The organism is Nocardia otitidiscaviarum NBRC 14405 (assembly GCF_000308635.1).
Lineage (GTDB): Bacteria > Actinomycetota > Actinomycetes > Mycobacteriales > Mycobacteriaceae > Nocardia > Nocardia otitidiscaviarum.
The window spans coordinates 80,252-97,826 of sequence record NZ_BAGD01000028.1 but is presented as its reverse complement, the minus strand read 5'-3'; the positions used below and the strand labels follow the sequence as shown (position 1 = coordinate 97,826).

General features: G+C 68.9%; 15 protein-coding genes. 5 read left to right on the top strand and 10 right to left on the bottom strand.

Features of this window, described 5'->3' with window-relative positions; genetic code table 11:
• Nucleotides 1-8 precede the first annotated feature (8 nt).
• The 4 genes from ON31_RS04365 to ON31_RS04350 all read right to left on the bottom strand — a co-directional run bounded on the left by ON31_RS04365 (nt 9) and on the right by ON31_RS04350 (nt 4,737).
• Nucleotides 9-2,303, bottom strand: a complete 2,295-nt coding sequence (locus tag ON31_RS04365) for an ATP-dependent DNA ligase (RefSeq protein ID WP_039809403.1) — start codon at nt 2,301-2,303, stop codon at nt 9-11.
• Between the two features lie 186 nt (nt 2,304-2,489).
• On the bottom strand, nt 2,490-2,771 hold the full coding sequence (locus ON31_RS38505) for an antitoxin (protein WP_039809401.1): 282 nt from the start codon (nt 2,769-2,771) through the stop codon (nt 2,490-2,492).
• A 38-nt stretch (nt 2,772-2,809) separates the two neighbouring features.
• Nucleotides 2,810-3,937 carry an MBL fold metallo-hydrolase gene (locus ON31_RS04355; protein ID WP_039809483.1) on the bottom strand — a complete coding sequence of 376 codons (1,128 nt, stop codon included), beginning with the start codon at nt 3,935-3,937 and terminating at the stop codon, nt 2,810-2,812.
• Nucleotides 3,938-4,011: 74 nt separating this feature from the next.
• Nucleotides 4,012-4,737: an enoyl-CoA hydratase gene (locus tag ON31_RS04350; RefSeq protein ID WP_039809400.1), complete on the bottom strand. Its 726-nt coding sequence runs from the start codon at nt 4,735-4,737 to the stop codon at nt 4,012-4,014.
• Between the two features lie 121 nt (nt 4,738-4,858).
• Between ON31_RS04350 and ON31_RS37720 the strand changes: the two genes are divergently transcribed.
• Entirely contained in the window at nt 4,859-6,226 is a 1,368-nt protein-coding gene (locus ON31_RS37720) for an FAD-dependent oxidoreductase (protein ID WP_255221981.1), read from the top strand.
• Here the strand turns inward: ON31_RS37720 and ON31_RS04340 are convergent.
• The gene (locus ON31_RS04340) at nt 6,204-7,061 is read right to left on the bottom strand and encodes an aldo/keto reductase (protein ID WP_039809397.1); all 858 of its coding nucleotides are present in this window, start codon (nt 7,059-7,061) and stop codon (nt 6,204-6,206) included. The genes ON31_RS37720 and ON31_RS04340 overlap by 23 nt on opposite strands.
• Before the next feature lie 99 nt (nt 7,062-7,160).
• Here ON31_RS04340 and ON31_RS04335 point away from each other — a divergent pair, with 99 nt between their 5' ends.
• Nucleotides 7,161-7,430: a helix-turn-helix transcriptional regulator gene (locus ON31_RS04335; protein WP_029930956.1), complete on the top strand. Its 270-nt coding sequence runs from the start codon at nt 7,161-7,163 to the stop codon at nt 7,428-7,430.
• Nucleotides 7,427-7,966, top strand: coding sequence for a hypothetical protein (locus ON31_RS04330; RefSeq protein WP_029930955.1), 540 nt, complete (start codon nt 7,427-7,429; stop codon nt 7,964-7,966). The genes ON31_RS04335 and ON31_RS04330 overlap by 4 nt, the downstream gene beginning before the upstream one ends.
• 19 nt (nt 7,967-7,985) lie before the next feature.
• On the opposite strand, the gene ON31_RS04325 is transcribed toward ON31_RS04330, so the two are convergent.
• Genes ON31_RS04325 through ON31_RS04305 form a run of 5 tightly spaced genes read right to left on the bottom strand, consistent with a single transcriptional unit; the run spans nt 7,986 to nt 14,677 of the window.
• Nucleotides 7,986-9,509 (bottom strand): acetyl-coenzyme A carboxylase carboxyl transferase subunits beta/alpha, encoded by a 1,524-nt coding sequence (locus ON31_RS04325; RefSeq protein WP_039809395.1) that lies wholly within the window; start codon nt 9,507-9,509, stop codon nt 7,986-7,988.
• Nucleotides 9,510-9,558: 49 nt separating this feature from the next.
• Nucleotides 9,559-10,161: a GTP-binding protein gene (locus ON31_RS04320; protein ID WP_172544792.1), complete on the bottom strand. Its 603-nt coding sequence runs from the start codon at nt 10,159-10,161 to the stop codon at nt 9,559-9,561.
• Nucleotides 10,142-10,516 carry a DUF742 domain-containing protein gene (locus ON31_RS04315; protein ID WP_029930952.1) on the bottom strand — a complete coding sequence of 125 codons (375 nt, stop codon included), beginning with the start codon at nt 10,514-10,516 and terminating at the stop codon, nt 10,142-10,144. The genes ON31_RS04320 and ON31_RS04315 overlap by 20 nt, the downstream gene beginning before the upstream one ends.
• A 7-nt stretch (nt 10,517-10,523) precedes the next feature.
• Nucleotides 10,524-10,937, bottom strand: a complete 414-nt coding sequence (locus ON31_RS04310; RefSeq protein ID WP_029930951.1) for a roadblock/LC7 domain-containing protein — start codon at nt 10,935-10,937, stop codon at nt 10,524-10,526.
• The gene (locus ON31_RS04305; RefSeq protein WP_063821430.1) at nt 10,934-14,677 is read right to left on the bottom strand and encodes an ATP-binding protein; all 3,744 of its coding nucleotides are present in this window, start codon (nt 14,675-14,677) and stop codon (nt 10,934-10,936) included. The genes ON31_RS04310 and ON31_RS04305 overlap by 4 nt, the downstream gene beginning before the upstream one ends.
• Before the next feature lie 319 nt (nt 14,678-14,996).
• Here ON31_RS04305 and ON31_RS04300 point away from each other — a divergent pair, with 319 nt between their 5' ends.
• Nucleotides 14,997-17,093, top strand: a complete 2,097-nt coding sequence (locus tag ON31_RS04300) for an AMP-binding protein (protein WP_081592210.1) — start codon at nt 14,997-14,999, stop codon at nt 17,091-17,093.
• Nucleotides 17,094-17,165: 72 nt separating this feature from the next.
• Nucleotides 17,166-17,561 carry a hemophore-related protein gene (locus ON31_RS34430; protein WP_029930948.1) on the top strand — a complete coding sequence of 132 codons (396 nt, stop codon included), beginning with the start codon at nt 17,166-17,168 and terminating at the stop codon, nt 17,559-17,561.
• Nucleotides 17,562-17,575 lie beyond the last annotated feature (14 nt).

The following is a 17,575-nucleotide window of genomic DNA, read 5'->3' as shown; positions in this document are numbered from 1 at the left end:
CGAAGGGCTCAGTCCGAGGCGGGAATCCAGGCTGGATGCCAGAGACGTCCGGTCTCGGTCCAGTTCATGAACCGCACCGTGCCGGTGATCTTGGGCGTCACCCACACCGCGTCCTTGCGCTCCTCCCCGGTGAGTTCGTTGTCGAACGGGCTGGTCTTGCGTTCCAGGCGGCGCAGCCTCGAATCCAGCTCGCTCATCTCCTGTTCGCTGAAACCGGTGCCGACCCGCCCCAGGTAGTACAGCCTGCCCTCGTGCTCCACCCCCACCAGCAGGGAGGCGAAGCGGCGCACATCCGAGCGTCGGTAGCCGCCGACCGTCACGGTCAGGGTGCGCCAATTGCGGGTCTTGACCCAGGACTGCCCGCGCTTACCGGGCAGGTACACCGAATCCCGGCGTTTGGCGACCACCCCCTCCATCCCGTGCTCCTGGCTGTAGCGCAGCGCCCGCGCCCCGGAGCCGTCCAGGCGCGGCGGTACCACCAGCGAGGACGACCGCCCGGCCAGCGCCTCCAGCACCCGGCGACGGTCGTCGTAGCGTTTGCGCAGCAGTGAGGTGCCGTCCAGGTAGAGCACATCGAAGGCGACGAATACCGCCTGCCCGGCGTGGTTGCGCAGCAGTCCGAGGTTGGCGGTGCCGTGATCGTCGAAAACCACCGCCTCCCCGTCCAGCACGATCGAATGCCCGGCCAGTTCCGCGCCCAGCCGCGCGATGGTCGGATAGCGGCCGGTGACGATATTCCCGGCGCGGCTGCGCAAGGTGACTGCGCCGTCGTCGATTTCGGCGATGAGACGGAAGCCGTCCCATTTGGTTTCGAAGGCCCACTCGTCGGCCTCGAACGTGGAGACGTCCCCGGGGGTGGCGAGCATGGGGGTGAGTCCGCGCGGCAGCGGCACCGGTTGCCGTGGCGGCGTGAGCACCCGCCCGCCGTCACCGGCGGCCACGCCGTCGCCATCCGGCCGGTCGAGCTCCGGATGCTGATCCTTCATCAGGTGCATGAGCCACTGATTGCCATTGGTCTGGATGAGCGCGTACCGGCCGTCCAGGCGTTCGCCGTGCAGGCGCACGATCACCTCGTCGTCGCGCCACTTCTCGGTCTCGTAGGTGCCCGCATCCCAGATGGTCATTTCTCCGGCCCCGTACTGGCCCTTGGGAATCGTGCCGTGGAACTCCAGGTACTCGAGCGGGTGGTCCTCGGTGTGCACGGCGAGGCGGTTCTCGTGGGTGTCGGTCGGCGGACCCTTGGGCACCGCCCACGACACCAGGACGCCGTCCCGTTCCAGCCGCACGTCCCAGTGCAGCCGCCGGGCCCGATGCTGTTGCACCACATAGCGATTGCCCTCGGTGGGCGCGGGACGAGCGGCGGGCACCGGCTCCGGGGTGCGGTCCGGATCGCGCATGGAGCGGTAGCGGGTGAGCCGGTCGGGCTGATGCTCCGGCAGCGGCGCGTCCAGTGCGGCGATCAGATCGCCGTCGGACCGCCACCGTTCCAGCACCTCCTCGAAGCGTAGGTGCCGCAACTTCTTCCGATTCTCGATCTCGTCCCAGGTGCGCGGTGCGGCGACGGTCGGCTCGTCGCGGCCGCGCAGCGAGTACGGGGCGATGGTGGTCTTGGCCGGGTTGTTCTGGCTCCAGTCGAGCAGCACCTTGCCGTCGCGCGCCGCCTTGGCCATATTCGCGGTGACCAGATTCGGGTACAGCTGTTGCAGATTGGTGGCCACCTGTTTGGCCACGGTGGACGCGCCGCCCGCGCTCAACCGACGATCGAGCGGGACGTAGACGTGAATGCCCTTGCTGCCGCTGGTCACCGGGAAGGCGTCCAGGCCGACATCGCGCACCACATCGCGCAGCATGAGCGCCACCTGCGCACACTGCCGCAGCCCGGCCCCCGGCCCGGGATCCAGGTCGAAGACCAGCCGAGTGATGGGGCCGCGCGCGTCACCGTCGAATATCCACTGCGGCACATGGATTTCCAGGGCCGCCTGCTGCCCCAGCCACGCCATGCCCGCCACCGAGTCGATCACCGGATAGACGACGGTGCGGTCGGAATGCTCGAGGCGATGACGCTCGATCCACTTCGGTGCGTGGTCGGGCAGATTCTTCTCGAAGAACGAGGACTCGTCCACCCCGTTCGGCCAGCGTTTGCGCGTCACCGCCCGACCCGCGATATGCGGCAGCAAGGCCGGGGCGATGGCCGTGAAATAGTCGATGACCTCGCCCTTGGTGGTGCCGGTGGCGGGATACAGCACCTTGTCGAGGTTGGTCAGCGCCACCTCGACTCCCCCGAAACTCCGCCGGGACCCCATGACGCCAGTCTAGAGGTGGGCGGCGACAATCATCGGGATCCGAAAAACCAACGGACCGTTCGGGTCCCCGCGGGTCGCGGGAGACTCGAACGGCCCGAATGTCGCAACCGGCCGGGTCAGAGAGCTCCCCTGAACCACGAGCCACCCGGAACCGACGGGCCGTGCCCGCGTTCCGGGTCGGCCGACCTACGGGGTCGGAGGCTTCTGCTCCCCCGGCGGGTTCTCACCCGGAGTGGGATCCGGAGCGGGTTCCGGGGCAGGCGCGGCCTCCGGAGCCGCGGCCGCGCCGCCCTGCTCCGGAATGGCGTTCTTCACCGCCTCGGCACCCTTGTCGATCTTGTCGGAGTACTTGCCTCCGGTCTTCTGATCGATGAAGCCCCCGGCCTTGTCCACCGCGGACTCGATCTTCTCGGCGTTCTGGGCCGCCACATCCTTGCCCTTGCCGACCAATCCCTTGAGCGTGTCCATAAGACTCACAGCCCTGCTCCTTCACACTCGGTCTTCGGTCATCGGCTGACATCTTTCCACCAGGTCTGTCCTGGTGGGACGCCATTGCGGTCGATCCGCTGTCCCGGTTTCGGGACGGCGACGGCCGTACCCGCCGCGTCGGCCGCCGCCACCATCCGCTGTACCGGCTCCGACCAGCCGTGGAAGGCCAGATTGAAGGTCGCCCAGTGAATCGGCACCAGCAGTCCGTGCGCCGCGTTTCCCAGATTCAGATCGGCGTGTGCGCGCACCGCCTCCTCCGGATTCATGTGCACATCCGGCCAGGCGGCGTCGTACGCGCCGATGGGCAGCAGGGTCAGATCGAACGGGCCGAGCTTCGCGCCCGCCTCCGAGAACGCCTTGGTGTAGCCGGTATCGCCACCGAAGTACACCCGATGCCGCGGACCGGCCAGCGACCAGGACGCCCACAGGGTGGTGTTGCGCACCAACCCGCGGCCGGAGAAGTGACGGGCCTCCGTACAGGTGATCGTCAGATCCGTGCCCTCGTGTGCGCGCTGCAGCGTCGACAGCGAAACCGAGGTGCCCCAATCCATTTCGACGATCCGCTCATCCGGCACCTGCCAGTGCCGCAGATGCGCCCCGATCCCGAGCGGCACGATGAAGACCGCGCTCTGGCTCGCCACCAGACCCTGCACGGTATCGCGGTCCAGATGGTCGTAGTGGTCGTGCGAGATGATCACCGCGTCCAGCGGCGGCAACTCGTCGAGCCGCTGCGGCACCGGATGCTGGCGAGCCGGGCCGATGAGCGGCGACGGCGAAACGCGTTCGCTCCACACCGGATCGGTGAGCACCCGGTAGCCGTCGATCTCGACCAGTGCGGTGGCATGGCCGTACCAGGTGACGGCCAGGTCCGCGGCCTGTTCCGGCAGCTCGGGGGTGACCAGCGGGATCGGGCCGGGGGCCCGGCCCAGATTGCGTTTGGTCAGCACCGAGTTCAGCAGCGAGAAACCCGAACCGGAGGCGATCTGGCTGCTCGGCTCGGTGTTGTGGAACTGGCGGTTGCGGTAGCGGACCGAGGCGGTGGCGGTCGGCTGGATGGCCGAGATGCCCGCCCCCATGGCCGAGGGAAGCCCCCACGCCGCGCGGACCAGCCAGCCGATGCCCACGGCACCGGCCACCGCACCCACCACGGTGCGGGCCGCACCCGTGAGCCGGTCCCGCACCACCTCGATATCGGTTGTCCCGGTGTTTCGTTCGGCATTCATCGTCCGGTGAACCTCGCTGTGCGCTTCTCCTGGCGCGCCAAGCGCGCCTCCTGTGCGTCCTCGCTCGTCCATGCCGCCCTCAGCGCCTCTCGCTGCTCGATGGTGTCGGCCTCACGGGTGCCGTCGTCGTTGAACACCAGCTTCATATGCCGCAGCGACAGCGGTGCCAGCTCCGCGATGGATTTGGCCCACGCCTGCGCGTCGGCGAGGGTGCCGAGGCGATTGGCGAAGCCGAAACCGTAGGCGTCCGCGGCAGGGATCGGTTCCGCGCCCAGCAACATGGTGCGGGCCGGGCCGGAGCCGATCAGCGAGGCCAGTCGGCGCACCGTCCAACGGTCCACGGAGATACCGAGTTTCGCGGCCGGAATGGCGATGTAGGAGTCGGGGCTCAGCACCCGCAGATCGGAGGCCAGCGCCAGCTGCACGCCCGCGCCGAGCGCACCGCCGTTGATGGCGGCGATCACGGGCACCGGCACCGACTCGATGGTGCGCAACATGCCCATCAGGCCGTCCAGGAACTCGTCGGAATAGACGCCGTCCAGATCGGCCCCCGCACTGAAGATCGGCCCCTGACCGGTGAGCACGATGACCCGTGCGTCGGCCGCCGCCTCCTGGACAGCGACGCGCAACCGGCCCACCAGCTCGAGGTTGAGAGCGTTCCGGCGTTCCGGACGCTGCAGTTCGATGGTGACCACCTCACCATCGCGGCTGACTCCGAGCATCTGTCCCTTCCCCACTGTCGGCACCCTGGTCCCTTCACTCTAAGCGGGACCGACCGGCAGTTCCGCGCTCGACGCGGCCATGTGTACCGACCGGTAACGCACCGTCGGTACTGTCTGGACGGTGAGCGCGACACCCGATGTGGACATCCTGGTGATCGGTGCGGGCCAGGCCGGACTCTCCGTCGGCTATCACCTGCGGCGACTGGGGCTGCGGCCCGAGCAGGACTTTCTCATTGTCGACCACTCCCCCGGGCCGGGTGGCGCCTGGCAATTCCGTTGGCCCTCACTCACACTGAGTACGGTCAATCGTGTCCACGACCTACCCGGGATGGAATTCGCCGAAACCCTGCCGCCCGACGCGGCGCACGCGCAGGCGGCGACCGCGGTTCCGCACTACTTCGAACTGTACGAGAAGCGGTTCGACCTGCGCGTGCACCGACCGGTCTCGGTGGCCGTGGTGTGTGATCGTGCCACCGCCGCGACCTGCCCGAACGCTGAAGTGGACGGGCTGCTGCACGCCGAGACGCGGGTGGGTGGCGAGGCCCAGGAGGCCGGAGACCAGGTCGCCGAGGGCCGGGTACCGGAGGAGACAGGGGGCCGGGTGTCGGACAACCCCGGAGACCGCGGTGGCGGCGCCGCTGGTCCGGAAACCGACCACGCTGTCGATTCCGGTCCGAGCGACGCCGCCACCTCGCGCACCGGACGAACCGCTCCGGCCGCCGCCTCCGACCTCGGCGGGGGCGTTCCTCGTCGGGTGCCCACCCCAGGCGCCACGCTGCGTGTCCGTGGCTTGATCAACGCGACGGGTACCTGGGACAAGCCATTCATTCCCTATTACCGCGGCGCGGAAACATTCGCCGGACGACAACTGCACGCCCACGACTATCGCGCCGCCGCGGAGTTCGCGGGAAAGCACGTCGTCGTGGTGGGCGGGGGTATCACCGCCGTGCAGTTGCTGGATGAGATCTCGCAGGTCACCGGCACCACCTGGGTGACACGGCGGGAGCCGGTGTTCCGGGACGGGCAGTTCGCGCCCGAGGACGGCCGGGCGGCGGTGGCGATCGTCGAGGACCGGGTGCGCCGGGGGTTGCCGCCCGGATCGGTGGTGTCGGTGACCGGGTTGCGCGAGGACGAGCGGGTGCGGGCGATGCGGGCGCGGGGAGCGCTGCGCCGCCGCCCCATGTTCGACCACATCGAACCCGACGGGGTGCGGTGGGCGGACGGGGAGTTCCAGGCGGCCGAGGTGATCCTGTGGTGCACCGGGTTCCGCAGCGCCCTGGATCATCTGGCGCCGCTGCGACTGCGCGGGCCCGGAGGCGGGATCACCATGGACGGTCGGCTGGCCACCCGGGTGGCGGCGGATCCGCGGATTCATCTGATCGGGTACGGGCCGTCGGCCAGTACGATCGGCGCCAATCGGGCGGGGCGGGCGGCGGCGGTGGAGTTGACGGAGTTCCTGGGGTGGATCAGTCCGGGGCGCCTGCGGTGAAGGTTTCGGGGTCGGGGCCTACGCGGGAGCCCTTGTCCAGGGTGGAGATTCGCGACATCTGGTCGTTGGTGAGTTCGAAGTCGAAGACGGCGAAGTTCTCCGCGATGCGGGTGGGGGTGACCGATTTGGGGATGGCGATATTGCCCAACTGGAGGTGCCAGCGCAGGATGACCTGGGCGGGGGTGCGGCCGGTTTCCTCGGCGACCGCGACGATGGCCGGGTCGTCGAGCAGGGTGCCCTGACCGAGCGGGCTCCAGGCCTCGGTGGCGATGCCGTGATCGGCGTGGAAGGCGCGTAGCTCGGGCTGGGTCAACCGGGGGTGCAGTTCGATCTGGTTCACCACGGGGGTCTCGCCGGTTTCGGCGATCACGCGCTCGAGGTGCTCGCGGGTGAAGTTGGAGACGCCGATGGAGGTGATGCGCCCGGCGGCCTTCAGCGATTGGAACGCCCGGAAGGTGTCCACGTACAGGCCGGAATCCGCGATCGGCCAGTGGATGAGGTAGAGGTCCAGGTAGTCCAGGCCCAGGCGTTCCATACTGGCGTCGAACGCGCGCAGGGTGGCGTCGTAGCCCTGATCGGAGTTCCACAGTTTGGTGGTCACGTAGACCTGGTCGCGCGGCAGGCCGGAATCGCGGATGGCGCGACCCACCTCCGCCTCGTTGCCGTACACCATGGCGGTGTCGATGCTGCGGTAGCCGACCTCCAGGGCGGTGGTGACGGCGTCGACCGCTTGCTCGGGCGTCACCTGGAAGACGCCGAAACCGAGCTTCGGTATCACCTGCCCGTCGTTCAGCACGATCGAGGGGACGGCGCTCGTTTCACTCCTGAAGGTCACGTTCCGACCGTAGAAGCGGTTTGCCGCTTGGTCAATCAGCCCTTTCGCTGTGTTGGTCACCGCTTGACAGAATGTTGTGTTTTCACAACACTATGTTGTGTGAGTCCAGTGCGAAGGGGTAAAACCCTACCGATCTACAACCGCATCGCGGTGCTGCGGGCCGAGCACCGCATGAGCCGCGCGGCGCTCGCCGAGGCGGTGGACGTGAATGTGCAGACCATCGGGGCACTCGAACGTGGAGACCACTACCCGAGCCTCGACCTGGCCATGCGCATCTGCGACGTCTTCGGCGTGCCCGTCGAGGCCGTCTTCTCTCGCACCGAATTCACGCCGCTGTCCGCGGAGTTCTACTCGAAGGGGAAACCATGACCACCGCAACCGGTCTCATCGACCGCTACCAGGACTACCGGGTCCGCCGCTGGCTGGTCCACGAGCAGCGTATGGCCGGTATGTTCCCGAAATGGCGCACCCGGCGCCGGCGGCGGGCGCTGGTCGTCACCGTGGCCGTCAGCCTCGCCGCGCTCTTCGTCACCGGCGTGCTGTGCGCATTCGATCTGCAGTGGGCGACGCTGCTCATCCTGCCGGTGATCCTGATCTTCCTGGGCGCCTGGACCATGCTGCGCATCGTCTCCCAGGGCCAGGACAACGCACCTGCCGAAATCCTCGACGAACTCGAGATCGCGCAGCGGACGGCCGCCCGGTCCATCGGACTGTCGGTCACCCAGTGGCTCACGCTGCCGCCGCTGTTCTACGTGATCTGGGCACCCGCCCTCGCCTCCGAGATGAGTGCCTTCCAGACCTCCTACGCGGGCGGCGTCATGATCCTGGCGACGTTGCTGGCCGGTGGCTGCGCTCCGGCCATGATCCTGGCGTGGACGCGACCGGAGCCGGAGCCGGAGGGCTGAGCCGGCCGGTCGACGGGCATCAGTCGACGGCGGGCGGATTGCCGAGACGGCGGTACCGGAGATGTCGAGCCGCTCGCAGTTCCGCCACCGGGCGGGCGGTCAACTCGGCCAACTCCTGCGCGATGACCGCGACCATGCGGCGGGCGAACTCCACCGGTTCGGCCGCCGCATCCGGGCGTTCGGGAACGATGCGATCCACGATGCCGTCGGCGAGCAGATCCACCGACCGGATGCGCTGGGACGCCGCCAATTCCGCTGCGTGCTCGGTATCACGGAAGACGATGGCGCTGGCTCCCTCGGGCGGTAGCGGCGCGAGCCACCCGTGCGAGGCGGCCAGCACCCGGTCCGCGGGCAACAGCGCCAGCGCGCCGCCACCGGTGCCCTGGCCGAGCAGGATCGAGATGGTCGGCGTATCGAGGGTGACGAGATCGGCCAGGCAGCGGGCGATCTCGGGGGCGAGTCCACGTTCCTCGGCCTCGCGGGACAGCGAAGCCCCGGCGGTATCGATCACCAGCACCAGCGGCACCCGCAACTGCAGCGCCAACTGCATGCTGCGGCGTGCCTCCCGCAAAGCGGCCGGACCCATGGTCGTCTCGGTGGTCTGTCCGGAGCGGTCGTGGCCGAACACCACACACGGATGGCCGCGGAAGCGGGCCAGCGCGAGAACCACCGTCCGGTCGGATTCCCCCTGGCCGGTACCGCTGAGCGGCACCCGATCGGTGACCTGACGCAGCAGTTCGCGAATACCCGGCCGGTCGGCACGTCGCGAGTTCAGAACCGACTGCCAGGCTGGAACAGCTTCCAGCGAAGCATATTCCGCCGGAGAACAATCCAAAGTGGCTGGATCCCGCGAATATTCGGCATGCCCGACAGCGATTCCACTGAACACGTTGAGGGCTCGGTGCGCGATACGACGGAAAACCCGCACCGGGACCACACCGTCGATGACGCCGTTGCGATAGAGGTTCTCCGCCGTCTGCACCCCCTCCGGGAAATCGCGCCCGTACAGCGCCCGGTACACCCGCGGCCCCAGGAAGCCGATCAGAGCATCGGGCTCGGCGAAAGTCATGTGCCCCAACGATCCCCACGAGGCGAACACCCCGCCCATGGTGGGATTTCGCAGGTAGACCAGGTAGGGGAAGCCAGCCGACTTGTGCGCCGCGACCGCCCCCGCGATCTTCACCATCTGCACGAAAGCGACTGTGCCCTCCTGCATTCGGGTGCCCCCGGAGGTCGGCGAGGCCACCAGCGGCAGCCCCAGCGCGGTGGCCCGCTCCACGGCCGACACGATGCGCTCGGCCGCCGCCACCCCGATCGACCCCGCGAGGAACCCGAACTCGCACGCGATCACGGCCACCCGCCGCCCGCGCAACCGCCCCTCCCCGGTCAGCACCGCTTCGTCGAGACCGCTCGCGGTCGCGGCCGCCCGCAACTCGGCGCGATACTCGGCGGAACGGGGAATCTGCAGCGGAGGCCGATCCCAGCTCACGAAGGAGCCGGGATCGAGCAGACCACCGAGAAGTTCCCGCGCCGCTGTCCTCACGCCGCGAGAATAGCTGTGTCCGATTGCGTCGCCTTCGGCGATGCCCGGATCAGTACCCCTGCACGACCTTGCGCAGGGCGTATTCGGTGACCGCCACCAGGGCCTGCTTCACCGGCTCCCGGCGGCGGGCGTCCATCGACAGAATCGGCGTATCCGCCGGGACCGCGAGGGCCTGGCGGATGTCCTCGATCGGGTAGCGAGGCGCGTCGTCGAATTCGTTGATGGCCACCAGGAAAGGTAGGTTCCGCGCCTCGAAGTAGTCGACGGCGGCGAAACTGTCCTCCAGTCGCCGGGTGTCGACCAGCACCACCGCGCCGATGGCGCCGCGGATCAGGTCGTCCCACATGAACCAGAATCGGTACTGGCCGGGCGTACCGAACAGGTACAGCACCAGGTCATCGGCAAGACTGATCCTGCCGAAGTCCATGGCCACCGTGGTGGTGGCCTTCGATTCGACGCCACTGAGGCTGTCGACGCCGACACTGGCATTGGTCACCAATGCCTCGGTGCGCAGCGGAACGATCTCCGAAACGGCACCGACCAGGGTCGTCTTGCCCACACCGAAGCCACCGGCCACCACGATCTTCGCCGACGTCGGCTTGCTCGTGCGTGTGTCGACCTGTGTCGTCGAATCAAATACGCCGGAGTCCACTGAGAACCCTTTCGATCAGCTCGCGACGTTCATCGTCGCTGGAATCGTCTTTCAATGTCGCCGAAACCTTCACGTGGCCGGCTTCGATCAAGTCGGCGACCAACACCCGGGCCACCCCGATCGGGATGCCCAGGCGCGCTGCGACTTCGGCGACAGACGGCGATTCTCTGCACAACTCCACGATTGACGTCTCGATATTGGTGAGTTCGAACTGCCGCTCGAAGGCGACCGGATGCGATGCGACGAGCGCCTCCAACGCCAATTCCACCTTCGGCCGCGTGCGGCCGGCGGTCAAGGAATACGGGCGAACGAGGCTGGGCTCGGCGCTCCCCAAGCGCTGATTGTCTATGTCCATCCCACCATCAGGAACCCATCGTGACGCGAGGTGTGGCCTGGACTGTCTGGCCCACCCGCTCGACCAACAAAGCCATCTCGTATCCCACCTGGCCGATGTCACACGAGGTATTCGTGAGCACCGCGAGGTAGGAACCGTCACCAACGGCCATGAGCAACAGGTATCCGTGCTCCATCTCGACAACCGACTGCAGCACGGTGCCGCCCTCGAAGAGGTTGGACACGCCCACCGAGAGGCTCGCGAGCCCCGCGGTCACCGCGGACAGCTGTTCTGCCCGATCGACGGGCAGCTGCGCGCTGGCAGCCATCAGCAGGCCATCGGCCGAGACAAGCACGGCATGCGCGACGCCGGGAACCTCATTCGCGAAGTTCGAAACCAGCCAATCCAGCTGTCGCTTCGTACCACCTAGATCGGGGTTCATCGGTCTCCTTTATCTCCGGTTAGGTTCATTGCTTGCTGTGCACGGCCATCCCGGACGCCCTGCTGGTGACGACTCAGGCTGGACCTGATGGATTCCGGATCCCGGCGGGCGGTCCGTTCGGCGTTGCCGTTCACGCCGCCCGGCACCAACCGGTGCCCCGGATCACGCTGCGGCAGACCGGCTGCCGTGCGCTTCTCCGGCTGAGATTCCACCGCACGACGGGCCGCTTGCCAACCCTCGTCCCCCGGTGATTCGAAGGAGGCGGCCACCTGGGACCGGTCCGCGTTCGGATCCTGCAGCCACGCCGACATCATCTCAGCGAAGATCGGAGTGCCGAACGACGAGTCGTCTTCGCTGGCAGGCTGCAGTCGAGTCTGGAAGAACGACGCCGTCTTCTGCGGATTGGAGCGGAAGCTGTGCTTGCCCGGACCGGCGGGCGCCTCCTCGGTGGCACCGCCCGCGGCAGGGCCGCGCAGCCCCGGCACCGGAGCCGGACGCTGTGGCAGACCCGCACCCGGATCGCGCTGCGGCAGCCCGGACGGGCTGGGCCGCTGCGGCATACCGCCCGGGGCGGTGCCCGGCTGCCGCTGCGGCAGCCCGCCGTCACGCTGCGGGAGCAGGGTGTTGTCCCGCTGCGGCAGCGCCGATTCCCGCTGCGGCAGTACGGTATCCCGCTGGGTCAGGCCGGTGGACGCGGCATCGCGGCGCGGCATGGCGCTATCGCGCTGCGGCAGACCGTTGTCGCGCTTGGGTAGACCGCTGTCGCGCTGCGGCAGCCCACCCAGGGCCGAATCACGCTGCGGCGGTGCGCCGTTGCTTCCGGGCGCGCGCTGCGGCAGACCACCGGGCGCGTCACCCCGCTGCGGCAGACCACCGGGAGCCTCACCAGGCTGCGGCAGACCACCAGGAGCCTCACCACGCTGCGGCAAACCACCAGGAGCCTCACCACGCTGCGGCAAACCACCAGGAGCCTCACCACGCTGCGGCAGGCCCTTGCCCGGCTCCCGCGGGGGCAGGCCCTTGCCGCCCTCACGCGGCGGCGCACCATTGGCACCCGGATCACGCTGCGGCAGGCCGCCCGAGGCAGCACGCTGCGGCGGCAGCCCACTGGCGGACGGATCGCGCGGCGGGGCGCCGTTGGTACCCGGCTGCCGCTGCGGCAGCCCACCCGGACCGGCGGGCGCGCCACCCTCACGGGGAGCGAGGCCCGATTCCCGCTGCGGTAGCGCACCGGAGGCATCCCGCGGCGGCAACCCACCCGGACCACCCGGAGGCGGGGCGCCCGGCCCCGGACGCTGCGGCAGCCCACCGGGCGCACCCGGCGCACCGCCCTGGCGGCGCATCATATTGGCGGCGAGGCCGCCGCCCGGACGCGCCGGACCGTCGCCCGGTTGACGCGGTTGCAGATTCGTATTCGGCTGCCCCGACGGGGGCACCGGATTGTTCGCGCCGGGCTCACGCTGCGGCAGCCCACCCGGTCCGGGCGGAGCAGCGACGGTGTGGCGGACCGTCGGACCGCTGGTGCCCGGCTGGCGCTGTGGCAGCCCACCCGGTCCAGCGGGCGCGGCACCGCCCGGCGCACGCTGCGGCAGCCCCACCGCGGCACCCGCCGATCCCGGCGAACGCTGGGGTAGCCCACCGGAGGCGTTCGCGGCGGCGGGCGCGGGAGCACCGGCCCCCGATCCGGAGGCGGCCGGAATCGCACCGCTGCCACCCGGATCCACGGTCACCATGACATTGCCGGTGGCGGTGCGGGTCACCGCCCGCATCTGCATGGAGGACGGGGCCGACGGCTGCGGCCCACCCGGCTGCGGGGCCGGCTGCTGCTGCCCACCCGGCTGCGGCGGCACCGAGATCGCGCCGCCCGGCGCCATGATGAGCGCCTTCGGCACGTGCACGGTCACGGTCACACCCGGATCGCGCGCGGTGTCGAAGGTGGGACGCAGCCGCACGGTCAGGCCGTGCCGCTCGGCCAGCCGGCCGACCACGAACAGGCCCATGTGCCGGGCGGTGTCGGGACCGACCTCGGCGGTGGTCTCCAGTCGGCGGTTGATCTCGGCCATCTCCGCGGGCGGCATACCGATACCGCGGTCGGCGACCTCGATGAGCAGACCGGTGTCGTGCGCCTGCGCGAAGGTGAACTTCACGTCCGTCTCCGGCGGCGAGGCGCGCAGCGCGTTGTCGAGCAACTCGGCGAACAGGTGCGCGAGGTCGGAGGCGGCCGGTTCGACCAGGGCACCACGCGGCGTGGCGCCCAGCTTCACGCGCTCGTAGTCCTCCACCTCGGAGATGGCCGCGCGCAGCACGTCGGCGATCTCGACGGGGGCGGACTTGGACCGGCGCTGCTTGGTGCCGGCGAGAATCAGCAGGTTGTCGCCGTTGCGTCGCATACGCGCGGCGAGATGGTCGAGGCGGAACAGGTTTTCGAGAAGGCGCGGGTCCTTCTCGTCGTACTCCATCGCCTCGATGAGGGTGAGCTGGTGGTCGACCAGCGACTTGGAGCGCCGCGCCAGGGTTTCGAACATGTCGTTGACCTGAGTACGCATGGCGGCCTGGTCGGCGGCCAGGCGCAGCGCCTGACCGTGGATGTCGTCGACGGCGCGGGCCAGCTGGCCGATCTCCTCGTCGGTGTCCACCGGCATGGGCTCGAGCGGAACGTCTTCCGGATCGGCGCCGTCACGCAGCGCGGAGACCTCATGGGCCAGATCGTGTTCGGCGACGCGCAACGCGGCCAGACGCAGCCGGCGCAGCGGCACGATCATCGAGCGGGCCATCAGCACGGCCAGGGCGAGCGCACCGAGGATGGTGGCGACGACGATGACCGCGTAGCGGATGGCGTCGGTGCGCGCGGTGGCGGCCAGGGCGTCCACTCGGGACACGATGGCCTTGGTGGAGTCGGTCGCGATGGTCTGGTACTTGTCGACGCTGACGACCAGCGAATCCTTGAGTTCGGTCACCGGCAGCTGACCCACGCTGGCCTCGGGACTGCCGACCAGCTGGAGCCGGATGTTGACCTGGTTCTGCAGCTCGGAGATCAGCGGATCGCCGTCCGGGAACCGGTGCGCCAGCACGGCCAGCAGCTGTCGTTCGGTGCTGATGCCGATCTGGATGTCGCGGACGCCGTCCTTGGGGTTGTTGCGTAGCGCCTCGGCGAAGCCGGCGACCTCGCCGACCAGCACGGCACGGGAGTTCAGCGAGTCGACGAGCTGCAGTTTGGCCTGGTCGACGGATTTGTCGGCAACGGTGGCCACGATCGACTCCACCGTGTTGACGCTGCTGCCGCGGACTCGCTCGATCTGCGCGACCGTGTCGGGAACCGATTCCGAGGGGGCGAGACCCTGCGCCCGAATGGCCTTGGCGGCCACGATCATGTCGTCCAGCGCGGCGCGAGCGTTCGGCATATCGCTCAGCTTCGGCGCGGCCTTCTCGGCGAACTGGATGGCGGTGTCCAGCTGGGCGAGTTCGGGATCGGTCGTGAACGAGTTCCCACCGATCTTCACCATCTGACCACCGGCGACCTGCGACGCCGTCGCACTGAGGCCGGTGATGGCCGGAATCACGCTGACGTGTTCCACCGCTGTGGACAGCCGTGTCGACTCGCGGAACTCCGCCGAGATCCTGGAGGCGCCGAGCACCACCGCGACCAGTAGCGGGACGGCTAGCACAGCCGTCACCTTCCAGCGCAGGTCCCAGTTGCTCAGCGCCCAGCGCTTGCTGCCGGAACTAGCGGCGTCACGCATCTCCCACTCACTTTCCAAACTGGCCCTGGCCACGCGCTATCAGCGAGCCTCCACGATCGCACGCTGGGCTCGACAGGCAGAGCTGGCCGAGAACTGCGGCTGGCCGAGAAATTGCGTCCATGACGGCCGAAATATGTGACATGCGATTCTAACGGATCAATAACTTCTTGTGTGACCTCTTGGCAACCACCGGTCGCTGACCTGCCTGTTCCAGACAAAATCAAAGGTCGCGGCGTCCGCCCGGACGTCGCGTGAAGTCTGCCACAATCAGGCAGATCTATCGAGGCGGGCATCGACGGGGAGCTAGGGAGTCACGGGGTTGAACGCGAAGCAGGAGTACCGGCCGGCGTACCAGACGAGCCTGGTCGATCCTTCGGAGTTCTGGCTCGCGGCGGCCGAATTCATCAGCTGGGAGGTGCCTCCCACCCAGATCCTGGACCCGACAGCCCGCCCGACGGCCCGGTGGTTTCCCGATGCTCGCCTCAACACCTCCTACAACGCACTCGACCGCCATGTGCGCGACATCACATCGGACGATGACCAGTCCAACGGTCGCGAGGGGGGTCGCGCCGATCAGCCCGCCCTAATATACGACTCCGCTATGACGGGCGCCAGATGTGTCTATACATATAAGGAGCTGTTGGACGAAGTCGCCCGGTTTGCCGGATCCCTGCTACGCCTCGGCGTCCGGACCGGCGATCGTGTCGTCATATATATGCCGATGATCCCGGAAGCCGTGATCGCCATGCTCGCCTGCGCGCGCATCGGTGCGGTCCACTCCGTGGTCTTCGGCGGGTTTGCCGCCCCCGAACTCGCCGCCCGCATCGACGACGCCGAACCTGTGCTCATCATCACGGCCTCCGGTGGACTCGAACCCGGCCGCCGCATCGAATACCCGCCCATCGTGCTGCAGGCCCTCGATATCGCCGACACCACCGCGCCCCGGCTCGTCCTGGTGAAACAGCGCGACGGCTTCCCCACCATCCGCTTCCCCACCCCGCAGGCCGCCACCGAGAACCTGCCCGACTCCACCGAGACGGTGGCCGCACGCTGGCTGGACTGGGAAGACGCCGTCCGCGACGCCGAACCGGCCGACCCGGTATCCCTCGCCGCGACCGATCCGCTCTACATCCTCTACACCTCCGGAACCACCGGGAAGCCCAAGGGCGTGGTGCGCGACAACGGCGGGCACGCGGTCGCGCTGGCCTGGTCCATGCGCAACATCTACGACGTCGCACCCGGGCAGGTCATGCTGACCACCTCCGATATCGGCTGGGTGGTCGGACACTCCTACATCGTCTACGCGCCGCTGCTGGTGGGCGCGACCACCGTGCTGTACGAGGGCAAGCCCATCGGAACACCCGACGCGGGCACCTTCTGGCGGCTGATCGAGGACTACGGCGTCGATGTGATGTTCACCGCGCCGACCGCGCTGCGGGCCATCCGGCGCGCCGACCCCCAGGCCGCGGCCGCCAAGCGCCACGACCTGTCCCGGCTGCGCGCGCTGTTCTGCGCCGGGGAACGGCTCGATCCGGCCACCTACGAGTGGGTGACCACCACCCTGCTGGCCGACCACCCGGACTGCCCTGTCGTGGACCACTGGTGGCAGACCGAGACCGGCTGGCCGATCTGCGCGAATCCGCTGGGGTTGCAGCAGCTCCCGGTCAAGCCCGGCTCGGCCGCGGTGCCGGTGCCCGGATACCGGCTGCGGGTGCTGGACTCCGAGGGCAATGCGGTGCCCGCCAACACCGAGGGCAATATCGTGATCGGGCTGCCGCTGCCGCCCGGCACACTCACGACACTGTGGCGCGATGACGCCCGCTTCGAACGCAGCTATCTCTCCGCCTACCCCGGCCACTATCTGACCGGGGACTCCGGATACTTCGACGAGGACGGCTACCTGTTCGTGCTCGGCCGCACCGACGACGTGATCAATATGGCCGGGCACCGGCTCTCCGCGGGCGGGATCGAGGCCGCCATCTCGGGACATCCGGCCGTCGCCGAGACCGCGGTGATCGGGATACCCGACGAACTCAAGGGGCAGCGGCCCATCGGGTACGTGGTGCTCAAACAGGGTATGGACATCGACCAGGAGCAGCTGCGCGGCGAGGTGACCGAGCGGGTGCGCGACCGGGTCGGGGCCATCGCCACCCTCTACGACGTGGTCGTGGTGAGCGCACTGCCCAAGACCCGCTCGGGCAAGATCCTGCGCCGCACCATCCGGCAGATCGCCTCCGGCGAGGAGTACGAGGTACCGCCCACCATCGAGGACGCGGGCATGCTCGACGTGCTCGAACAGCAGGTGGGCGATGCCGCCGAACTCATGCGCAGCGGTGAACGCACGCCGCCGCTGCCCCTCGATCAGGACACCGCCGACGGCGGCGACGCCCCCGCCGATCCGGCCGTCACCAACTGAGCGGTTCACTCTTCAAGAACTTCTCAGAATCGGTTCATCGGGCTCTCGAGCGGGTGGCCTAGCGTCGGGCGCATGTCATCCACGCACAGCCGTCCGCGCCGCACCATCGCCGCCGCGGGAGCCTTCGGCGCTCTCACCGCGGTGTCCGTCTGGCTCTTCCCCGCGACGGCCGCCGCCGCGCCCGCCGATATGGTCGCGCCGCTGCTCACCTCCACCTGCACCTTCGACCAGGTCGATGCCGCGTTGCACGACAAGGCCCCCGCGCTGGCCCAGTTCCTGGACCAGAACCCCGACACCAAGGCCGAACTGCGGGCCAAGTTCGACCAGCCCGTCGAGGCGCGCCAGGCCGAATTCGACGCCTACGTCCGCGCGAATCCGGAGGCCGCCGCCCAGGCCGAGAACGACCCGCGGGCGGGTGGAATCGCCGCCGCCATCCAGGCCGTCGCGGAGTCCTGCCACAACTACTGACCCCGCCTGCGCCA